The sequence below is a fragment of the Streptomyces sp. AC602_WCS936 genome, assembly GCF_019049125.1.
GTDB lineage: Bacteria > Actinomycetota > Actinomycetes > Streptomycetales > Streptomycetaceae > Streptomyces.
In genome coordinates, this window is sequence record NZ_JAGMUF010000054.1 from 229633 (window position 1) to 247426 (window position 17794).

The following is a 17794-nucleotide window of genomic DNA, read 5'->3' on the forward strand; positions in this document are numbered from 1 at the left end:
ATGACTTTTCAGGTGACCGCATACCTATGCATCGGCTTGCCTAGCGCGCCATCTCCTCCTTGAGCGCGGCGACGAACGCGTCGACGTCGTCCTCGGTGGTGTCGAAGGCGCACATCCAGCGCACGTCGCCGGCGGCCTCGTCCCAGAAGTAGAAACGGAACCGCTTCTGCAGGCGCTCGCTCACCTCGTGCGGCAGCCGGGCGAAGACGGCGTTGGCCTGCACCGGGTAGAGGATCTCCACGCCGTGCACGGCGCGCACGCCCTCCGCGAGGCGCCGGGCCATCTCGTTGGAGTGCCGGGCGTTGCGCAGCCACAGGTCCTTGGCGAGCAGCGCCTCCAGCTGCACCGACACGAAACGCATCTTGGAGGCGAGCTGCATGGACAGCTTGCGAAGGTGCTTCATGTGGCGCACCGCGTCCTGGTTCAGGACCACGACGGCCTCGCCGAACAGGGCGCCGTTCTTGGTGCCGCCGAGCGAGAGCAGGTCCACGCCGACCGCGTTGGTGAACGTGCGCATGGGCACGTCCAGGGAGGCGGCGGCGTTGGCTATCCGGGAGCCGTCCAGGTGCACCCTCATGCCGTGCGCGTGGGCGTGCTCGCAGATGGCGCGGATCTCGTCGGGCGTGTAGAGCGTGCCGAGTTCCGTGCTCTGGGTGATCGAGACGACCTGCGGCATCGCGCGGTGCTCGTCGTCCCAGCCGTACGCCTGCCGGTCGATCAGGTCGGGCGTGAGCTTGCCGTCGGGGGTGGGGACGGTGAGCAGCTTGAGGCCGCCCATGCGCTCGGGGGCGCCGCCCTCGTCAACGTTGATGTGCGCGCTCTCGGCGCAGATCACCGCGCCCCAGCGGTCGGTGACCGCCTGGAGCGCGACGACGTTGGCGCCGGTGCCGTTGAAGACCGGGAACGCCTCCGCGCCCGAGCCGAAGTGGCTGCGGATCACGCGCTGGAGGTTCTCGGTGTACTCGTCCTCGCCGTACGCCACCTGGTGCCCGCCGTTGGCCACGGCCAGGGCGGCGAGCACCTCCGGGTGGGCCCCGGCGTAGTTGTCACTGGCGAAACCGCGGACCTCGGGGTCGTGATGGCGACGCGCGTCGGTCTTCGGGGGGTTCACGGCTTCTCGGTCAGCCACAGACGGTTTCCGTTCACTTCCGCGGCGGGCTTCTCCCAGACACCGGCGACGGCCTCGGCGAGGTCGCGCACGTCCGTGAAGCCCGCGAACTTCGCGTTGGGGCGCTCGGCGCGCATCGCGTCGTGCACCAACGCCTTGACCACCAGGATCGCAGCCGCCGACGTCGGCCCCTGCTCACCCCCCGCCTTGCGGAAGTAGTCCGCCAGGGCCAGCGTCCAGGCCTCGGAGGCGGCCTTGGCGGCCGAGTAGGCGGCGTTGCCCGCGGTGGGCTTGGAGGCGCCGGCGGCGCTGATCAGGACGTAACGGCCGCGGTCGCTGCGCTGAAGCGCCTCGTGGAAGGCGAGGGAGGTGTGCTGCACGGTGCGGATCAGCAGCTTCTCCAGGAGGTCCCAGTCACCCAGGTCGGTCTTGGTGAAGTTCTGGCTGCCGCGCCAGCCGCCGACTAGGTGGACCAGGCCGTCGACCCGGCCGTGGTCCTTCTCGATACGGTCGGCCCACGCGCGGGTCGAGTCGAGGTCGAGCAGGTCGACCGTCTCGCCGGTGACGGTGGCACCGCCGTGCGCGTAGCGCGCCGCGTCGACCGCCTCCGCCAGCCGCTCCGGGTCGTTGTCCGAGCCGACGACCGTCGCACCCGCCTGCGCGAGCCGCAGCAGCGCGGCCCGCCCGGCGGGTCCTCCCGCCCCGGCCACCGCGATCACCGCGCCGTCGAGCGCCCCGTTCCCCATGGTCCTCGCCTCCCGAGCCTGTTGCCGTGCCTGTTCCTGCCCGCCGGTGCCGTCGCTCACGCGGCGGCCCGCTCGGCGCCGTCCGTCGAGGCCGTGATGCCCTTGGTGGAGGCGATCACGTTCTTCAGCTTCTTGGACAGTGCCTCGTAGAACATGCTCAGCGGAAACTCGTCCGGAAGCACGTCGTCGACGAGTTTGCGCGGCGGCAGGGTCAGGTCCAGGGCGTCGGGGCCCTTGGCCCACTTCGAGCCCGGGTGCGGGGCGAGGTAGGTGGAGACCAGCTCGTAGCCGGCGAACCAGTGGACGATCTTGGGACGGTCGATGCCGTCCCGGTAGAGCGTCTCGATCTCGGCGCACAGCTGGTTGGTGACCTGCGGGGCACGCTGCCAGTCGATGAAGAGCTTGTTGTCGGTCCAGCGGACGACGTCGTGCTTGTGCAGGTAGGCGAAGAGGAGCTGACCGCCCAGACCGTCGTAGTTGCGCACGCGCTCACCGGTGACCGGGAAGCGGAACATGCGGTCGAAGAGGACCGCGTACTGCACGTCGCGGGCCTGCGGGACGCCGTCGGCCTCCAGCTTCACGGCCTCCTTGAAGGCGGTGAGGTCGCAGCGCAGCTCCTCCAGGCCGTACATCCAGAACGGCTGGCGCTGCTTGATCATGAACGGGTCGAACGGCAGGTCGCCGTGGCTGTGGGTGCGGTCGTGGACCATGTCCCACAGGACGAAGGCCTCCTCGCAGCGCTTCTGGTCGTGGACCATGGCGGCGACGTCCTCGGGCAGCTCCAGGCCCAGGATGCCGACGGCGGCGTCGGTGACGCGGCGGAAGCGGGCGGCCTCGCGGTCGCAGAAGATGCCGCCCCAGGAGAAGCGCTCCGGGGCCTCGCGCACGGCGATGGTCTCCGGGAAGAGCACGGCCGAGTTGGTGTCGTAACCGGCCGTGAAGTCCTCGAAGGTGATGCCGCAGAACAGCGGGTTGTCGTAGCGGGTGCGCTCCAGCTCGGCCAGCCAGTCGGGCCAGACCATGCGCAGCACGACCGCTTCGAGGTTGCGGTCCGGGTTGCCGTTCTGCGTGTACATCGGGAAGACGACCAGGTGCTGGAGGCCGTCCGCGCGGTTCGCGGCGGGCTGGAAGGCCAGCAGCGAGTCGAGGAAGTCGGGCACCTCGAAGCCGCCGTCGGCCCAGCGGCCGAGGTCCTTCACCAGGGCCTCGTGGTAGGCGCGGTCGTGCGGGAGGAGCGGGGACAGCTCCTCCACGGCGTCGGCGACGCGACGCACGGCGTCCTCGGCGGCGGCCCGCTGCGGGGCGCCCTCGGCGTCGAAGTCGATCGACCCGTCCTTGGACTGCCAGGGCCGGATGCGCTCCACGGCATCCTTGAGCACGGGCCATGCCGGGTGCTCGACCACCCTGCTCACCGGAGGAACCTTCTCCTCCGCACCCACCTGCACAAGAATTTCCGTCATGTCCCATCCTCCACCGGAGAAGCTCGCGTCAGGACACCGTATGCATACGAGGTTCCTCCCTTCAAGGGGAGACTCCGCAAATTATCCTGCCGCACCCTGGGCTTCACCGCATTTTTTCCTGTGGGATGCCGGATTCCGTATACCCAGCGCGGCAGAGGGGAAACGGTCCGGCAGGGCCGTTAGGCTGCGCCCTGCCATCGCCGCCGTCTACGGAAGCGAGTCGAGCCTTGAACTTCCTCACCATCGGGCACCGCGGAGCGATGGGTGTCGAACCCGAGAACACCCTGCGTTCCTTCGTCGCCGCCGAGCGGGCCGGCCTCGACGTCGTCGAACTGGACCTGCACCTGAGCAAGGACGGCGCGCTCGTCGTCATGCACGACGCGGACGTGGACCGCACCACGGACGGCACCGGCGCGATCGCCGACAAGACCCTGGAGGAGCTGCGGGCGCTGGACGCCGGCCGCGGGGAGCGGATCCCGGTCTTCGAGGAGGTGCTGGACGCGGTCTCGGCGCCGTTGCAGGCCGAGATCAAGGACGTGGCGGCCGCGCGTTCGCTCGCCGAGGTGATGCTGCGGCGGGACCTGGTGGACCGGGTGGAGGTCATCTCGTTCCACGACGAGGCGATCGTCGAGATCGCCCGGCTCGTGCCGGGGGTGCGGACCGCGCTGGTCGCGCAGTACTACGGTCCCGAGGTCGTAGACCGGGCCGTGGCGGCGGGCGCCGGGACGCTCTGCCTGGACATCAACCGGATCACGCTGGAGATCGTGCGGCGCGCCCGCAAGGCGGGCCTGAGGGTCTTCTCCTGGACCGTGAACACCCAGGACCACCTGCGGCTGGTGCGCGCCCTGGGGCTCGACGGCGCGACGACCGACTACCCGGAGATCAAGCGCACCGGCCGCTTCACGGCCTGAGGCTCACACCAGCGGCTTGACCAGCAGCTCGAACCGGAGGTCGTCGCGCTGCGGAATGCCGAAGCGCTCGTCGCCGTACGGGAACGGGGTCGTCTCTCCCGTACGGCGGTAGCCGCGGCGCTCGTACCAGGCGATCAGGTCCTCCCGCACGGAGATGACGGTCATGTGCATCTCCGTGACGCCCCACGCCTCGCTGGCCTGCCGCTCCGCCTCCGCGATGATCTCCTTGCCCATACCGGCGCCCTGGAGTGCCGGGCTGACGGCGAACATCCCGAAGTAGGCGTGCGCACCGCGGTGCTCGAGCTGGCAGCAGGCGACGATCGTGCCGTCCCGCTCGACCGTCAGCAGGCGGCTGTCCGGCGACTTGATCACCTCCAGCACGCCTTCCGGGTCCGTGCGCTGCCCCTGGAGGATGTCCGCCTCGGTGGTCCACCCGGCCCGGCTGGAGTCGCCGCGGTACGCGGACTCTATGAGCGCCACGATCTCGTCCACGTCGGTGTCGGTGGCGTCGCGGTAGGTCAGTCGGCCGGCGGTGGTGTCCATCTGGGGCGTCTCCGGTTCGTCTCGGGCGCGTTTCGTTCTCGGGCGCGGCGGGGGCACCGATGAGAGTAACGCTGCCAGTAGGGTCGGTCCGCATGGTGCATGTACTCAGCAGCCGGACCCTGCTCCGCCCCACCGACCCCGACCGCTCCCGGGCCTTCTACGGCGAACGGCTCGGCCTCGCCGTCCACCGCGAGTTCGGCACCGGGCCGGAGCGGGGCACCGTGTACTTCCTCGGCGGCGGCTTCCTGGAGGTCTCCGGCCGCGCCGACGCGCCCGTGACTCCCGCCCTCAAGCTGTGGCTCCAGGTCGCGGACGCGGCGGCGGCCCACGAGGAACTGCGCGCGAAGGACGTCGAGATCGTGCGGCCGCCGGTGCGGGAGCCGTGGGGGCTGGTGGAGATGTGGATCGCGGACCCGGACGGCACGCAGATCGTGCTGGTGGAGATCCCGGCGGACCACCCGCTGCGCTACCGGCCCGGTATCTGAGCCACCGAGGGGGTACCCGCCGGATGGCCGCGGTCCGGGCCCGGCCTTAGCGTGCTGGAGGGGGACGGACGGTCCCCGGCCGAGTGGAAGGACGCCCACGCGATGAAGCTCCACGAACCGGTGCCCGGCGGTCCCTGCTGGGCCGAGCTGGGGACCAGCGACCTTGTGGCGGCCAAGCGCTTCTACACCAAGCTGTTCGGCTGGCGTCCCGAGACGGACTCCCGGCAGCAGGCGGGCGGCTACACGATCGCCCGCCTCGGCGACGCGGCGGTCGCCGCGCTGACGCCGCTGTACCAGCAGGGGCAGCCGGTCGCCTGGAACGTGTCGTTCGCGGTCCGGGACGCGGACGCCGCTGTACGGCAGGTGACGGCGGCCGGCGGAACGGTCCTGCACGGGCCCATGGACGTCTTCGACTCCGGCCGGTTCGCGGTGGCCGCCGATCCGGGCGGCGCGGTGTTCCAGCTGTGGCAGGGACGGTCCTTCCTCGGCGCGGGGCTGTTCAACGCACCCGGCGCGCTGGGCTGGGTGGAGCTGCTGACCCGTGAGCCCGGCCGGGCCGCCGACTTCTACACCACGGTGTTCGGCTGGAGCGTGTCCGCGTCGGACCGCTATCCGCAGTGGGGGATCGACGGCGCGGACTTCGGCGGCATGGTGACGATGGACGAGAAGTTCCCGCACGAGGTGCCCGCCCACTGGCTGCCGTACTTCGCCGTGGCGGACGTGAACACCACCGCCGTCGACACGACCGACAGCGAGGGCACCGTGCTCATGGAGCCGACGTCCCCTCCCGACGGACCGCGCATCGCGGTGCTGCGGGACCCGCAGGGGGCGATGTTCGGGGTGTACCGGGCGGGCGACGAGCGCTGAGCCCTCCGGGGGCATTGCGGGGCCGTCGGACCGGGTGGTCCCCGCAGGACGCCGGGCACCGGGCCCGCCTCTGCTCCGAACGGGCCGGGTGAGCCCGTCGGACTCGGCGACCGGACGGCGGCACGGCGACCCCGGCGACCCCAGCGGCCCCGGCGACCCCTGCGGCCCCGGCGGCCCGTGCGGCCCGTGCGGCCCGTGCGGCCCGTGCCGACGCTCCGGGCCCGTGAACCGGTCGACAACCCGTCAAGCGTCAGCCCGTCGTCCCGGCAGCACAGAACACCCGCGGGCGCGGGACACCCGCACCCACACCGCGCCCCCGGCGTCGTCGCCGGAGCGCCTCAGACCCGTAGTGCCTGCGGCCGGCTCTCGAGCCGGCCCAGCAGCGCCCCCAGGAGCGCCGCCAGCTCCTCCTGGTCCGGTCCGTCGACGCCGGACAGGACGGCGGACTCGTAGGCGAGCTGTTCGGGCAGGATGTCGTCGACCAGGTCGCGGCCGCTGTCCGTGAGGCGGACGTGGGCGACCCTGCGGTCGCGGGTGTCGCCGCGCCGCTCCACCAGTCCGCGCTCGGTGAGCTGCTTGAGGCGCTTGGTGACGGCGGCGCCGGACGAGAAGGTCTCGCGGGCCAGATCGCCGGGAGTCAGCTCGTGACCGGTGCGGCGCAGGGCGCCGAGCAGGTCGAACTCGGCGCGAGTGAGCCCGGCCCGGCGCAGCGGGGCGTCCTCGGCCTGCTGGAGGAGGGCGGCGCAGCGGTTGATGCGGCCGATGATCTCCATCGGCCCGGTGTCGAGTCCGGGGTGGACGGCCCGCCACTGCCCTACGACCGCGGCGACGGTGTCCCCGCCCGGTCCGCCCCTCGCGTCGCCCCCGGTCGCCGATCCCCCGTCGGTTGCGGTCATGGCCGTACGTCCTCCGTTCTCGTGCCCGTTTCCCGGTCCGGACGCGCTGCCTGGCGTCGCACCGTTGCGGCGAGCGTACGGTGTCCGGACTGCTCGGCGAGCACGACCCTCTCCTGGGGCAGCGCGCGTCCCCACCATTCGCCGGCCGCGGCGTCGACGGTGGCCCGCAGGTCGGCGAGTGCGGCGGCCAGGCCCCGGCGGGCGGCCTCCAGGGCGCCCGGGGCGGGGTCGGACTCCGCCAGGAGGCGGGCGGCGTGCTCGCGGGCGCGGTCGGCGGCGGTCACCGCCTGCCCGACCCGGCTGCCGGCGCGCCGGTTGGTGACGGCGACGGCGGCCAGGAAGCCGACCAGGGCGCCGACGAGGGTGTCCACCACGCGTTCGGTGATCAGCTCGCCGGGCTGCTGGTACCGGGCGAACTCGGTGATGAGCAGCGCCATCGGGGTCACGCAGACGCTGCCGAGCCAGTAGTTGCGGGTGATCAGCGCCTCGGCCCCGAAGTTGAGGGCGAGGCAGAACAGGACCAGGAGGGCCTGTCCGAGGTGGGCCAGCGGGGCGATGGCGGCGAACACCAGCACCCCGGCGACGTTGCCGACGACGCGCTGGACGGCCCGGCTCCAGGTCAGGGTCATGTTGGCCTGGTAGAGGGCGGCGGCGGTGACCAGGGCCCAGTACGGGCGGCCGATGCCGAGCGCGAGGGAGGCGTAGCCGGCCAGGGCGCAGCCGAGGGCGGTGCGCAGGGCGATCGGGCCCAGGGGGCCGAGCCGCTGCCACAGCGGGGTGGGGGGCGCGGCGAGTTCGGTGTCGACGCCGAGGAGTTCGTCGGCGGCGCCCGGGGTGGCGCCGGCGCGGGGGATGCGGCCGGTGCCGCGCAGGGCGCGGGCCCAGTCGCGCAGGCGCTCCGGGTCCGTGTCGGCGGGCGCGGCGAGGGCGACCTCCGCGCGGACGACGAGGCGTTCCAGGGCGTGCCGGGTGGTGGCGCGGGTGCCCGTCGCCGGGAGGGCCAGCAGTGTCTGCCAGGCGGTCTGTACGGCGGCGTACCCGGCGGCGCGCGCCGCGGTGTGGCCGTCGCCGGTGCCCCGGGTGCCGGCGTACGCGGCGGCGGCGTTCAGCGCCTGGGCGGTGGCCCGGCGTTCGGGGCCGTGCGGGCGGACGAGGGCGGGTGCCATGCCGACGATCCAGGCCCAGGCGCCCGCGGCGGCGCCCAGGGCCAGGTGACCGGGGATCTGCCCGAAGGTCTGCGGGACGAAGAGGGCGGCGGAGCTGATGAAGGTCAGGACCACGTTGCCGGGCGGGCCGACGCGGGTGGCGTCGCACAGGGCCTTCTGGACGGCCGCCAGCAGGGCGCCGACCGTGACCAGGACGACCGCGTCTCGGGTGAGCGAGGCGGTGACCAGGGCGACGGCGACGCCACCGAGCATGCCGAGCACGACCCAGGCCAGCACGCGGGCCCGGGCGGCGTAGGGGCGGTTGTGGGCGTAGAGGGCGCACAGGGAGCCGGCCATGGTGTACATCGCCAGGTCGAGCCGGCCGAGCGCCAGCAGGATCAGGTTGGGCGGGGCGACGGCGGCGACCGAACTGAGCGCGGGCTTGAACCAGATCTCGGAGGGGCGGCGCAGGCGCAGCACACCGGTCAGGGACAGACGGCGGCCGAGTGAGGTGCCGGAGGTGGGGGTCGCACTGCTCATGACGAAAAGCTTAACAGGTGTTTTATCTGTAAATGAAATATCGTGCGTGCCGACGAGCCTGACCCGACCAGCGGCGATCCGCCGTGCTCCCCCCAATACCCCCCGTGTACTCCCTTGCGCTCGCGTGCGCGCCGCAAGGCCCGGGCAGTCCTTGACCGACCGGCGGACATCGGGCGTCGAGCCGCGAGCGGGGGAGGCACGTGTGCACGGACCGGCGTCGTCCGGGTGGCTGTTGGTCGCGCTGTGCGCGGCGACCGGCGCGTACTGCCTGCTGCGGATGCGAAGCGGTGTGGAGGAGCAGCGCCGTGCCGCGGGCGGCGAGGCGCTCATGGGATTCGGCATGGCCGCCATGGCCGTGCCCGCGGCGGTGTTCACCCCGCCGGCCTGGGCCTGGCCCGCCTACGCGGTGGTGTTCGGCGCCGCCGGGCTGCGCGCCCTGTGGGCGGCCCGCTCGGGACGTCACCACCTGCACCACCTCGTGGGGGACGCGGCCATGGTGTACATGGCACTGGCGATGGCCGGCTCGTCGGCCCACGGACACGCGCACGGCTCGTCCGGGGTTCCGCTGCTGACCGGGATGCTGCTGCTCTACTTCACCGGGTACGTACTCCTGACCGGCGTGCGTCTGCTGCCGGTGGCCGTCGTGGCGGGGGGCGGCACGGCAGGGGACGGCACGGCGGGGGGCGGCACGGCGGGGGGCGGGGCAGCGGACGGCTGGGGCGACCGGCCGGAGCTGGCGCGGGCGTGCCGGCTCTCCATGGGCATAGCGATGCTGGCCATGCTGCTGACGATGTGACAGCCGTCCACCAAGCGGGCTCGGCGACGACGCACGGCGTTACCCGGCGTACCCCGTGCGCAACCGTTGTCTGCGTCACTTTGTGCGGCGGGCCGCACTCCTGGGCGGTGCGGCGCTCATAGGCTGCCTTCATGATTCTCCCCGCGGCGCTGCTGCTGCTCGGCGCTCTGACCGCCGTCCTCGCCCCGAGGCTGCTCGCCCGCGCCGACTGGCCGGACCGAGAACCGGTGGTCGCCCTGTGGGTGTGGCAGTGCGTCGTGGCGGCCGTGCTCGTGTGCTGCGCCCTGTCGATGACGTTCAGCGCGGCGGCGGCCTGGCACGCGGTGGGCGGCCACGTCTTCGCGACGGCGCCGCGTCCGGTGGTGGAGGCGTACGCGCTCGGCACCTCCGGGCTCTGGGCGGACACGACCGCCGTCGCGCTGGCCTGCGGCGGGTTGTGGAGCGCCGCGATGCTGGCCCGTGAGATCGCGCGTGCCCGTACCCGGCGTCGTCGGCGCCGCGCCGAACTGCTGCACCGCGCTCCGCTGTTGCCGGGTGAGGCGCCCCGCTCGGACCGGCTCGTCGTCCTGGAGGGCGACCGGCCGGACGCCTGGTGGCTGCCCGGCACTCCCCCGCAGCTGGTCGTCACCACCGCCGCGCTGCGCCGCCTGGGGGGCCGCCAGCTCGACGCGGTGCTCGCCCACGAGAAGGGGCACGCGCAGGCGCGGCACGACTGGCTGCTGCACTGCTCGGCCGCCCTGGCGGACGGCTTCCCGCGGGTTCCGGTGTTCGCGGCGTTCCGCGACGAGATGCACCGCCTGGTGGAACTCGCCGCCGACGACACGGCCTCCCGCCGCTTCGGCCGGCTGACGACCGCGTTGGCACTGGTCGAACTCAACGAGGACCGGGGCGTGTTCGGCCCCTGCCCGACGACGCACGCCCACGTCCCGCAGCGCGTGCACCGGCTGCTCACGCCACCGAACCGCCTGTCGGCCGCCCGCCGGCTGCGGCTGACGGCGGCGGCCGCGCTGGTGCCGGCGGTGCCGGTGCTGGTGGCGTTCGTACCGGGGCTGCGGGCGCTGGGGTAACCCCGCGTGCGGCACTCCACCGCTCCCGCATCGTGGAAACCGCCCCGGGATTGGCCCCGGACCGCTCGGGTCGGCGAGTATCGCAGCATGCAGACGCCCTCCGTCGACTCCCCGCCCAGTCCCCCGCAGCCGCGCACCGCCCTCCGCGTCACCTGGGTGCTGACCGTGTGCTCGGCGCTCCTGCTCGCCCTGGTGGCCCTCGAATGGGGTCCGCTGGTCGGCGTGGACGACGACATCGCGGACACGACGCACCGCTGGGCGGTGGACGAACCGGGCATCACGCACGCCATGCGGATCCTCACCGACTGGGTGTGGGACACGTGGACGATGCGACTGCTGTGCGCTGCGGTGGTGTTGTGGCTCTGGTTCCGGCGCCGGGACCGGTGGACGGCCGTGTGGCTGGGGATGACCTGCCTGCTCGGAAGCCTGCTGCAGCAGGCGCTGAAGGCGGCCGTGGACCGGGCCCGCCCCGTCTGGCCCGACCCCGTGGACTCCGCGCACTACGCGGCCTTCCCCTCGGGACACGCCATGACCGCCACGTTCGTGTGCGGCCTGCTCGTATGGCTGCTCCACCACTACGACACCACCCGCGGCGTACGCCTGACCGCCCTGGCCGTGGCAGTTGTCTCCGTCATCGGCGTCGGCGTGACCCGGGTGTGGCTCGGCGTCCACTGGGCCACGGACGTGGTCGGCGGCTGGCTCCTGGGCGCCCTGGTGGTGGCCGTCGCGGCACTCGTCCACGAGCGCCGGCACCCGTGAGAACGCCGGCGTCCGGCCCCCACCGCGTCCACCGCTACGTGGGACCGCCCGAGCTGCGGGCCGCCGCCGGCCCGGGTACGGAGGGCCGGGCGGTCCGCTCGCCCGCCGACCTGGACGCGTGGGTGGCCGAGCGGGACCCGGCGGAGGCCGGGGAACCGTTCACGTACGTCGTCGACCTCGACGGCCTGCTGCGGCCGGCCCCGCGCCGCAGCGAACACGTGGTCTGCGCGGGCGGCAGCGACGTCCTGGGCGCGGGCGAGATCGCCGTCGCGCGACCGTCGACGTCGTGGGCGGTGACGGAAGTCAGCAACCACTCCACCGGCTACTGCCCCGACCTCTCCTCGTGTCCCCGGTGGCCGCGGCTCTGGACCGGGCGGGCCTGCCTCACCCGGACCGCTTCACGCACGAAGTCGTTTTCCGGCGCTGCACGGGCTGCGGGACGTGCTCCGTCGTGCGCGAGGGGGATTTCGTCTGCGTCTTCTGCGACCGGGACCTTCCCCCGAAGCGGAACGTCGGCTCGTAGCATCCGCCCATGACCGCCGTACTGTTCGACTTCTCCGGGACCCTCTTCCGCATCGAACCCACCGACGCCTGGCTGAGCGGGGCGCTCGCGGGCACCGGGACGACGCTCACCGGACCGGAGCTCGCCGCGACGGCCCGCGCGCTGGAGGAGGCCGGTGCACTGCCCGGTGGAGCCCCGCCGGCGCGGGTACCGGAGGAACTCGCCGGTACATGGGAGGTCCGGGACGAGAGTGCCCGGCTGCACCGGGCCGCGTACACCGGACTGTCCCGGCAGGTGAGGCTGCCGGACCCGGAACTGCACGACGTGCTGTACGACCGGCACATGACGCCTGACGCCTGGACTCCCTACCCCGACGCCGCCGAGGTGCTGGGCGCGCTGCGCGAGCGGGGAATCGCCGTCGGGGTGGTCAGCAACATCGGCTGGGACCTGCGCCCGGTCTTCCGTGCGCACGGCCTGGACCGGTACGTCGACGCGTACGTCCTGTCGTACGAACACGGCATCCAGAAGCCCGACCCGCGGCTGTTCGCGACCGCCTGCGCGGCGCTGGGCGCCGAGCCGGGCCGGACGCTGATGGTCGGAGACGACCGGCGGGCGGACGGCGGCGCGGCGGCCCTGGGCTGCGCCGTGCACTTCGTGGACCACCTGCCGGTGACCGAGCGCGCGGCGGGACTGCGGCCGGTGCTGGACCTGGTGCGCTGACCGACGCCGACTCGCCCGGCGACGCCCGACCACCCGTAGCCCGAGGCAACCAGGCAAGGTGTCCGTCCGCCTCGGACGATCCCCCGTGTCGCCCGAGGCAGACGGTTGCCGGAGCGGACCCGTCAGGGCCCGTCCGCCTGCGTTGAGTATAGTTGGCTGCCAGCCAGTCAACGCAGGAGTACAGGATGTCCCCGCGCAGCGCCTCGGTCAATGAAGAGTTGCGGAGGCGTTCGAAGGAGCGGCTTCTGCAAGCCGCGGTGGAGCTGGTGGGTGAGCACGGGTACGAGGCGACCACGCTGGGTGCCATCGCCGACCGGGCCGGTTCGGCGCGCGGTCTGGTCTCGTACTACTTCCCCGGCAAGCGGCAGCTCGTGCAGTCCGCCGTGCACCGGCTGATGCACCGCACGCTGGAGGAGGCACTGGAGGGCGAGCCGCGCACCGACGAGGGGCCGGAGCGGATGGCGCGGGCCATCGACGCGGTCCTGGGGCTCGCCCGGGACCGGCCCGTGCTCATGCGCCAGCACATGGCGGGCCTGCTCCAGGCCGAGGTGGGTTTCGTGCCGTGCCCGGAGCAGCGACGGCTGGCCGAGCTGCTGCGGGACACCGTGGCCCGGCACGGTTCGCGGGACGTCGACCGGGACTACCCGATGCTGCGCGCGCTGCTGATGGGGGCCGTGTTCGCCGCCCTGGTGCCGGGGGTGCCGATGCCCGTGCCGGTGCTGCGCGCCGAGTTGTTCAAGCGCTACCGGCTGGAATGGGGGCTGGGTGTCCCGCCGGACGCAGAGGCGCCCGGCGGGACGACGTGCGACACGGACCTGTCGCGGTTCTTCGCGACCGGTGGACCCGGCCGGCCGGCTCAGTCGAAGTAGTCCGGCTGCGTCTGCGTGTTGAGCTCACGCAGGTGGACCCGCTTGGCCGGGTCGGTGCGCCGGTCGCTGAGCTTGAGGACGTCGAAGCCCTTGGCGATGTCGTTCGAGTAGATGTAGCCGTTGTAGTAGTACGCCGACCACGAGCCGCCGGTGGAGATGGTCTCCGTGCTCAGCGGGCCGCGCTCGAAGTAGGCGATCTCCTTCGGGCGCTCGGAGTCGGTGAACTCCCAGACGGAGACGCCGCCCTGGTACCAGGCCTGGACCATGATGTCGCGGCCCTTGACCGGGATCAGCGAGCCGTTGTGGGCGACGCAGTTCTCCGTGTCCGCCTGGTGGCGGGGGATCTTGAAGTAGCTGCGGAAGACCAGCTCACGGTGATCGCCCCGGCCGACGATGTCGTAGATGCCGTCGGCGCCGCGGTTCGGGCCGATCTCCGCGTTGCAGGTGGCGGCGCCGCCGCCGCCCAGCTCGTCGGTGAAGACGACCTTGTTCGCCCGCTGGTTGAAGGTCGCCGAGTGCCAGAACGCGAAGTTGACGTTGTCCTGGACGCGGTCGATGACCTTCGGACGCTCGGGGTCCTTGATGGAGAACAGGATGCCGTCGCCCATGCAGGCGCCCGCCGCCAGGTCCTTCGAGGGCAGGACGGTGATGTCGTGGCAGCCGGTGGTCTTGGAGACGCCCGGGTTGGTCGGCCCGCCCGGGTTGCCGCCGCCGTCGGGTCCCTCACCGGGGAACAGCACCGGGAAGCCCACGACGGCCGCCCGCTCGGGCGCCTTGCGCGGCACCTTGATGACGGAGATGCCGTCGTGCGGAGGCCGGCAGTCCGGGTACGCGGCGTTCGGCGAGTACGAGGAGACGTAGATGTAGACGTTCCTGCGCTCGGGCACCAGCGTGTGGGTGTGGGAACCGCAGGCGGTCTCGACGGCCGCCACGTACTTCGGGTTCCGCTTGTCGCTGATGTCGAAGACCTTCATGCCCTCCCAGGAGGACTTCTCGGTCGCCGGCTGCGTGGTGCTGTTGCAACTGCTGTCGCTGCGCGAGGAGTCGGTCGACAGGAACAGCAGGTCGCCGGAGACGGAGATGTCGTTCTGCGAGCCGGGGCACAGCACCTGGGCGACGGTCCGCGGCTTCTTCGGGTTCTTGATGTCGAAGATGCGGAAGCCGTCGTAGTTGCCGGCGAAGGCGTACCGGCCCTGGAAGGCCAGGTCCGAATTGGTGCCGGACAGCGCGTCCTTGGGGATGTTGGCCAGGTGCTCGATGTTGTCCGAGTGGACTATCTCGTCCTGGCCGGGTATCTCGCCGCCCTCGATGGCGTCGCGCACTTCGGCGCGCGCGCTCTTGGAGACCTCCTTCGAAGTCGCCGGGCCGTCCCCGGGGTCGGGGGTCGCCACGGCCGGCCCGGCCGTGAGCAGCGCGGACAGGAGACCGGCGGCGGCCGCCGCGACTCCCAGGCGTCTGCGCCGCGTTCGCGGGTCGTTCAACAGGATCACTGTTTCCTCCCTACGTCCGTTCCGACGGAACGGTTCACGCACCACCGCAGTATCGTCTTCGCCATGCTCATACCAACAGAGGGCAACAGGCTCGCGATGAAGTTTTTTGATCAGTGACACGCGGAAGCGTGCTAAGACGGTCATCGCACTCACCAGCCCCAGGAGGTCGTTGTGTCCTTCCGCTCCGCGTCGACCCGCGCGTCGCTCGTCACGGCCGCACTGACCGCGCTGGCCGTACTCGGGCTCGGGGCCTGCGAGTCCGGTGCCGACGGCGGGAAGGCGGACGCGGCCGGACCCTCGGTGATCGTTCCGGGCGAGCCGGGCGGGGACAACCGGACCCTGTCCGCCGAGGAGGCCGAAAAGCAGCTCGCCGACGACGACTCCCCCAACTCGGCGGACGTCTCCTACGCGCGGATGATGATCCAGCACCACGCCCAGGCCCTGGAGATGACCGAACTGGTGCCGGAGCAGGCCGCCTCCGGCCGGCTCAAGAAGCTCGCCGAACGGATCTCCGCGGCCCAGGGGCCGGAGATCCAGGCGATGAAGGGCTGGCTGAAGACCCACGGCGAGAAGGAGACGGGCGGCGGGCACGACCACGCCGCGATGCCGGGCATGGCGACCGAGGCCCAGCTGGAGAAGCTGCGCAAGGCCCGGGGCGAGGCCTTCGACCAGCTCTTCCTGACGCTGATGATCACTCACCACGAGGGTGCGATCAGCATGGCGACCGACGTCAAGTCGCAGGGCAACAACGTGCGGATCGAGGAGATGGCCGACGACGTGGTGGCCCAGCAGACGAGCGAGATCTCCCGGATGCGCGGGATGCTGTGACGGCCCGTCGGCGGTCGGTCAGCGACGGGCGCGGCGCGGGGCCAGGAAGCCGTCGTCGCGGGCCTGGCCGATCAGCCTGAGCGACCTGCGCCGGCCGTGCCCGGTCGCGCGCATCACCGCGAGGACCGGGTCGCCGCCCTCCTCCCGGGCCGCCCGGTACTCCCGCGCGACGAGCCGGCGCTCCTCCCTGCCGCCCGGCCAGGCGGGACGGGCGCGCCGCGAACCGGGCGACGCGGTTCCCGAACCGTCCGGCACGCAGGCGTCGAACAGCGGACTCTCCAGCCACTCGGCGAGGACGGCCAGGTCGTCGAGGGACAGCGGTGGCCGGGCCCGCACGTCCTCGACCCGCACCCCCTGACCGGACAGCACGGCGAGCGCCTCCAACCGCGCGCCGTCCGCGAAGGTGAGCCGGACGTCGAACCACGCGGCGGCGGTGGCTCCCTCGCGCACCACCCAGGCCTGCCGCACGGACATCTCGCCGTCGTCCGGACAGCGATCGGAAAGCTGAAGAGAACGATCAACGAAGGATGCGTCGAGCATACGCAGAACGTAACCGAATGATCACATTCCATACGAACGGAACACGCGCGGAAGACGCGCCGTTCACCGGGCGCAGCACCCTGTCAGCGCAGCGAGGGCGGTGGGATGCTGGAGGCCCAGCGACCCGACTCCGCCCTGGACAAGGAGTTCCGCCGTGCTGCGTGTCGCCGTCGTCGGCTCGGGACCGAGCGGGTGCTACACCGCGCAGAGCCTCGTCCAGCTCGGCCAGGAGGTGCGCGTCGACGTCCTGGACCGGCTGCCGTGCCCGTACGGACTGGTGCGGTACGGCGTGGCCCCCGACCACGAGAAGATCAAGTCACTGCAGAACGCCCTGCGTACGGTGCTGGAGCACGAGCGGGTGCGGTTCCTCGGCGCGGTCCCGGTCGGTCCCGGCGGAGTGCCGACCGTCCGGCTGCGGGAGCTGTACCACGCGGTGGTGTACTGCGTGGGCGCCGCCGCCGACCGGCGGCTGGGCATCCCCGGCGAGGACCTGCCGGGCAGCTGGTCGGCGACCGAGTTCGTGTCCTGGTACAGCGCCCATCCGGACGCCGTGGACGTCGGGTTCCTGTGCGGTGTGCGGTCGGCGGTGGTGATCGGGGTGGGCAACGTCGCCGTCGACGTGGCGCGGATGCTGGTGCGCGGGGTGGCGGAGCTGCGCGGCACCGACGTTCCGCAGGCCGCGCTGGACGCGCTCGCCGCCGGCCGGGTGGCCGACGTGCACATGGTGGGCCGCAGGGGGCCCTCGCAGGCCCGCTTCACCACCAAGGAGCTGCGCGAGCTGGGCGCCCTGCCGGACACGGCCGCGCTGGTGGAGCCGGCCGAGCTGGCGCTGGACCCGGCGTTCCGTGACCCCTCGGGGCTGCCCGGCGCGCAGCGCCGCAACGTGGAGGTGCTGCGGGGCTGGGCCGACCGGCCCGCGCCGGACGCCGCCCGCCGGCTCCGTGTGCGCTTCTTCCTGCGCCCGGTGGAGCTGACCGCGGGCGCCGACGGCCGGGTGGGCGCCGTGCGCTTCGAGCGGACCCGGCCGGACGGGCGCGGCGGAGTGACCGGCACCGGGCGCTACGAGGAGATCGGGGCCGGGCTGGTGCTGCGGTCGGTGGGCTACCGCGGAGTGCCGCTGGAAGGGCTGCCGTTCGACGCCGCGAGCGGCACGGTGCCGCACCGGGCGGGGCGCGTCCTGCGCGCGGGTGCCGTCGCTCCCGGCGAGTACGTGGCCGGCTGGATCAAGCGGGGTCCGACGGGGGTCATCGGCACCAACCGGCCCTGCGCGAAGGAGACGGTGACGTCCCTGCTGGCGGACGCGCCCGCACTCGTACGGCGGGACCTCCCCACGGACGACCCCCTCGGACCGTTGCGCGCCGAAGGCGTCGAGCCGGTCGAGTGGAGCGGCTGGCGGGGCATCGAGCGGGCCGAGGCGGAACTCGGCGCCGCACTGGGGCGGCACGTCGTGAAGCTGCCCGACTGGGAGTCGCTGCTGGCGGCGGCGCGCGGGGCGGCGGACCGATAGCTCCTCGCGGGCGCC

Annotated in this window: 18 protein-coding genes; 10 read left to right on the forward strand and 8 right to left on the reverse strand. The window is 72.8% G+C overall.

Annotated elements, in window-relative coordinates; all coding sequences use genetic code 11:
• Positions 1-40: 40 nt before the first annotated feature.
• From KUM03_RS18370 to KUM03_RS18380, 3 genes are read right to left on the reverse strand one after another with little or no spacing between them, the layout of a single operon-like run.
• The gene (locus KUM03_RS18370) at positions 41-1111 is read right to left on the reverse strand and encodes a low specificity L-threonine aldolase (protein WP_217250159.1); all 1071 of its coding nucleotides are present in this window, start codon (positions 1109-1111) and stop codon (positions 41-43) included.
• A complete protein-coding gene (locus KUM03_RS18375; protein WP_217250161.1) occupies positions 1108-1854 on the reverse strand; it encodes an SDR family oxidoreductase in 747 nt (248 codons plus the stop codon). The genes KUM03_RS18370 and KUM03_RS18375 overlap by 4 nt, the downstream gene beginning before the upstream one ends.
• A 56-nt stretch (positions 1855-1910) precedes the next feature.
• A complete protein-coding gene (locus tag KUM03_RS18380) occupies positions 1911-3314 on the reverse strand; it encodes a DUF6421 family protein (protein ID WP_217250163.1) in 1404 nt (467 codons plus the stop codon).
• Between the two features lie 227 nt (positions 3315-3541).
• Here KUM03_RS18380 and KUM03_RS18385 point away from each other — a divergent pair, with 227 nt between their 5' ends.
• On the forward strand, positions 3542-4225 hold the full coding sequence (locus tag KUM03_RS18385) for a glycerophosphodiester phosphodiesterase family protein (RefSeq protein WP_217250165.1): 684 nt from the start codon (positions 3542-3544) through the stop codon (positions 4223-4225).
• A gap of 3 nt (positions 4226-4228) precedes the next feature.
• Here the strand turns inward: KUM03_RS18385 and KUM03_RS18390 are convergent, their stop codons facing one another.
• A complete protein-coding gene (locus KUM03_RS18390; RefSeq protein WP_217250167.1) occupies positions 4229-4768 on the reverse strand; it encodes a GNAT family N-acetyltransferase in 540 nt (179 codons plus the stop codon).
• Between the two features lie 92 nt (positions 4769-4860).
• Here KUM03_RS18390 and KUM03_RS18395 point away from each other — a divergent pair, with 92 nt between their 5' ends.
• Positions 4861-5253, forward strand: a complete 393-nt coding sequence (locus KUM03_RS18395; RefSeq protein ID WP_217250169.1) for a VOC family protein — start codon at positions 4861-4863, stop codon at positions 5251-5253.
• Positions 5254-5355: 102 nt separating this feature from the next.
• Positions 5356-6120, forward strand: coding sequence for a VOC family protein (locus KUM03_RS18400; RefSeq protein ID WP_217250171.1), 765 nt, complete (start codon positions 5356-5358; stop codon positions 6118-6120).
• 338 nt (positions 6121-6458) lie between these two features.
• Here KUM03_RS18400 and KUM03_RS18405 read toward each other — a convergent pair whose 3' ends face one another.
• Complete coding sequence (locus tag KUM03_RS18405; protein ID WP_217250172.1) at positions 6459-7016, reverse strand: MarR family winged helix-turn-helix transcriptional regulator; 558 nt, start codon at positions 7014-7016, stop codon at positions 6459-6461.
• A complete protein-coding gene (locus tag KUM03_RS18410; protein WP_217250174.1) occupies positions 7013-8701 on the reverse strand; it encodes an FUSC family protein in 1689 nt (562 codons plus the stop codon). Before KUM03_RS18410 ends, KUM03_RS18405 begins: the two co-directional genes overlap by 4 nt.
• A gap of 202 nt (positions 8702-8903) precedes the next feature.
• Here KUM03_RS18410 and KUM03_RS18415 point away from each other — a divergent pair, with 202 nt between their 5' ends.
• The 5 genes from KUM03_RS18415 to KUM03_RS18435 all read left to right on the forward strand — a co-directional run bounded on the left by KUM03_RS18415 (position 8904) and on the right by KUM03_RS18435 (position 13414).
• Complete coding sequence (locus KUM03_RS18415) at positions 8904-9497, forward strand: DUF5134 domain-containing protein (RefSeq protein ID WP_217250177.1); 594 nt, start codon at positions 8904-8906, stop codon at positions 9495-9497.
• A gap of 131 nt (positions 9498-9628) precedes the next feature.
• Entirely contained in the window at positions 9629-10564 is a 936-nt protein-coding gene (locus KUM03_RS18420; RefSeq protein WP_217250179.1) for a M56 family metallopeptidase, read from the forward strand.
• Positions 10565-10651: 87 nt separating this feature from the next.
• The gene (locus tag KUM03_RS18425; RefSeq protein WP_217250181.1) at positions 10652-11323 is read left to right on the forward strand and encodes a phosphatase PAP2 family protein; all 672 of its coding nucleotides are present in this window, start codon (positions 10652-10654) and stop codon (positions 11321-11323) included.
• Positions 11324-11855: 532 nt separating this feature from the next.
• The gene (locus KUM03_RS18430; RefSeq protein WP_217250183.1) at positions 11856-12545 is read left to right on the forward strand and encodes an HAD family hydrolase; all 690 of its coding nucleotides are present in this window, start codon (positions 11856-11858) and stop codon (positions 12543-12545) included.
• Positions 12546-12730: 185 nt separating this feature from the next.
• Entirely contained in the window at positions 12731-13414 is a 684-nt protein-coding gene (locus KUM03_RS18435) for a TetR/AcrR family transcriptional regulator (protein ID WP_217250185.1), read from the forward strand.
• Here the strand turns inward: KUM03_RS18435 and KUM03_RS18440 are convergent.
• The gene (locus KUM03_RS18440) at positions 13402-14904 is read right to left on the reverse strand and encodes an LVIVD repeat-containing protein (protein ID WP_217250187.1); all 1503 of its coding nucleotides are present in this window, start codon (positions 14902-14904) and stop codon (positions 13402-13404) included. The genes KUM03_RS18435 and KUM03_RS18440 overlap by 13 nt on opposite strands.
• A 171-nt stretch (positions 14905-15075) precedes the next feature.
• Here KUM03_RS18440 and KUM03_RS18445 point away from each other — a divergent pair, with 171 nt between their 5' ends.
• Complete coding sequence (locus tag KUM03_RS18445; protein ID WP_217250188.1) at positions 15076-15732, forward strand: DUF305 domain-containing protein; 657 nt, start codon at positions 15076-15078, stop codon at positions 15730-15732.
• An 18-nt stretch (positions 15733-15750) separates the two neighbouring features.
• On the opposite strand, the gene KUM03_RS18450 is transcribed toward KUM03_RS18445, so the two are convergent.
• Positions 15751-16206, reverse strand: a complete 456-nt coding sequence (locus KUM03_RS18450) for a DUF6214 family protein (protein ID WP_217250190.1) — start codon at positions 16204-16206, stop codon at positions 15751-15753.
• A 220-nt stretch (positions 16207-16426) separates the two neighbouring features.
• Here KUM03_RS18450 and KUM03_RS18455 point away from each other — a divergent pair, with 220 nt between their 5' ends.
• Positions 16427-17779: an FAD-dependent oxidoreductase gene (locus tag KUM03_RS18455; RefSeq protein WP_217250192.1), complete on the forward strand. Its 1353-nt coding sequence runs from the start codon at positions 16427-16429 to the stop codon at positions 17777-17779.
• The last annotated feature ends 15 nt before the right edge of the window (positions 17780-17794 follow it).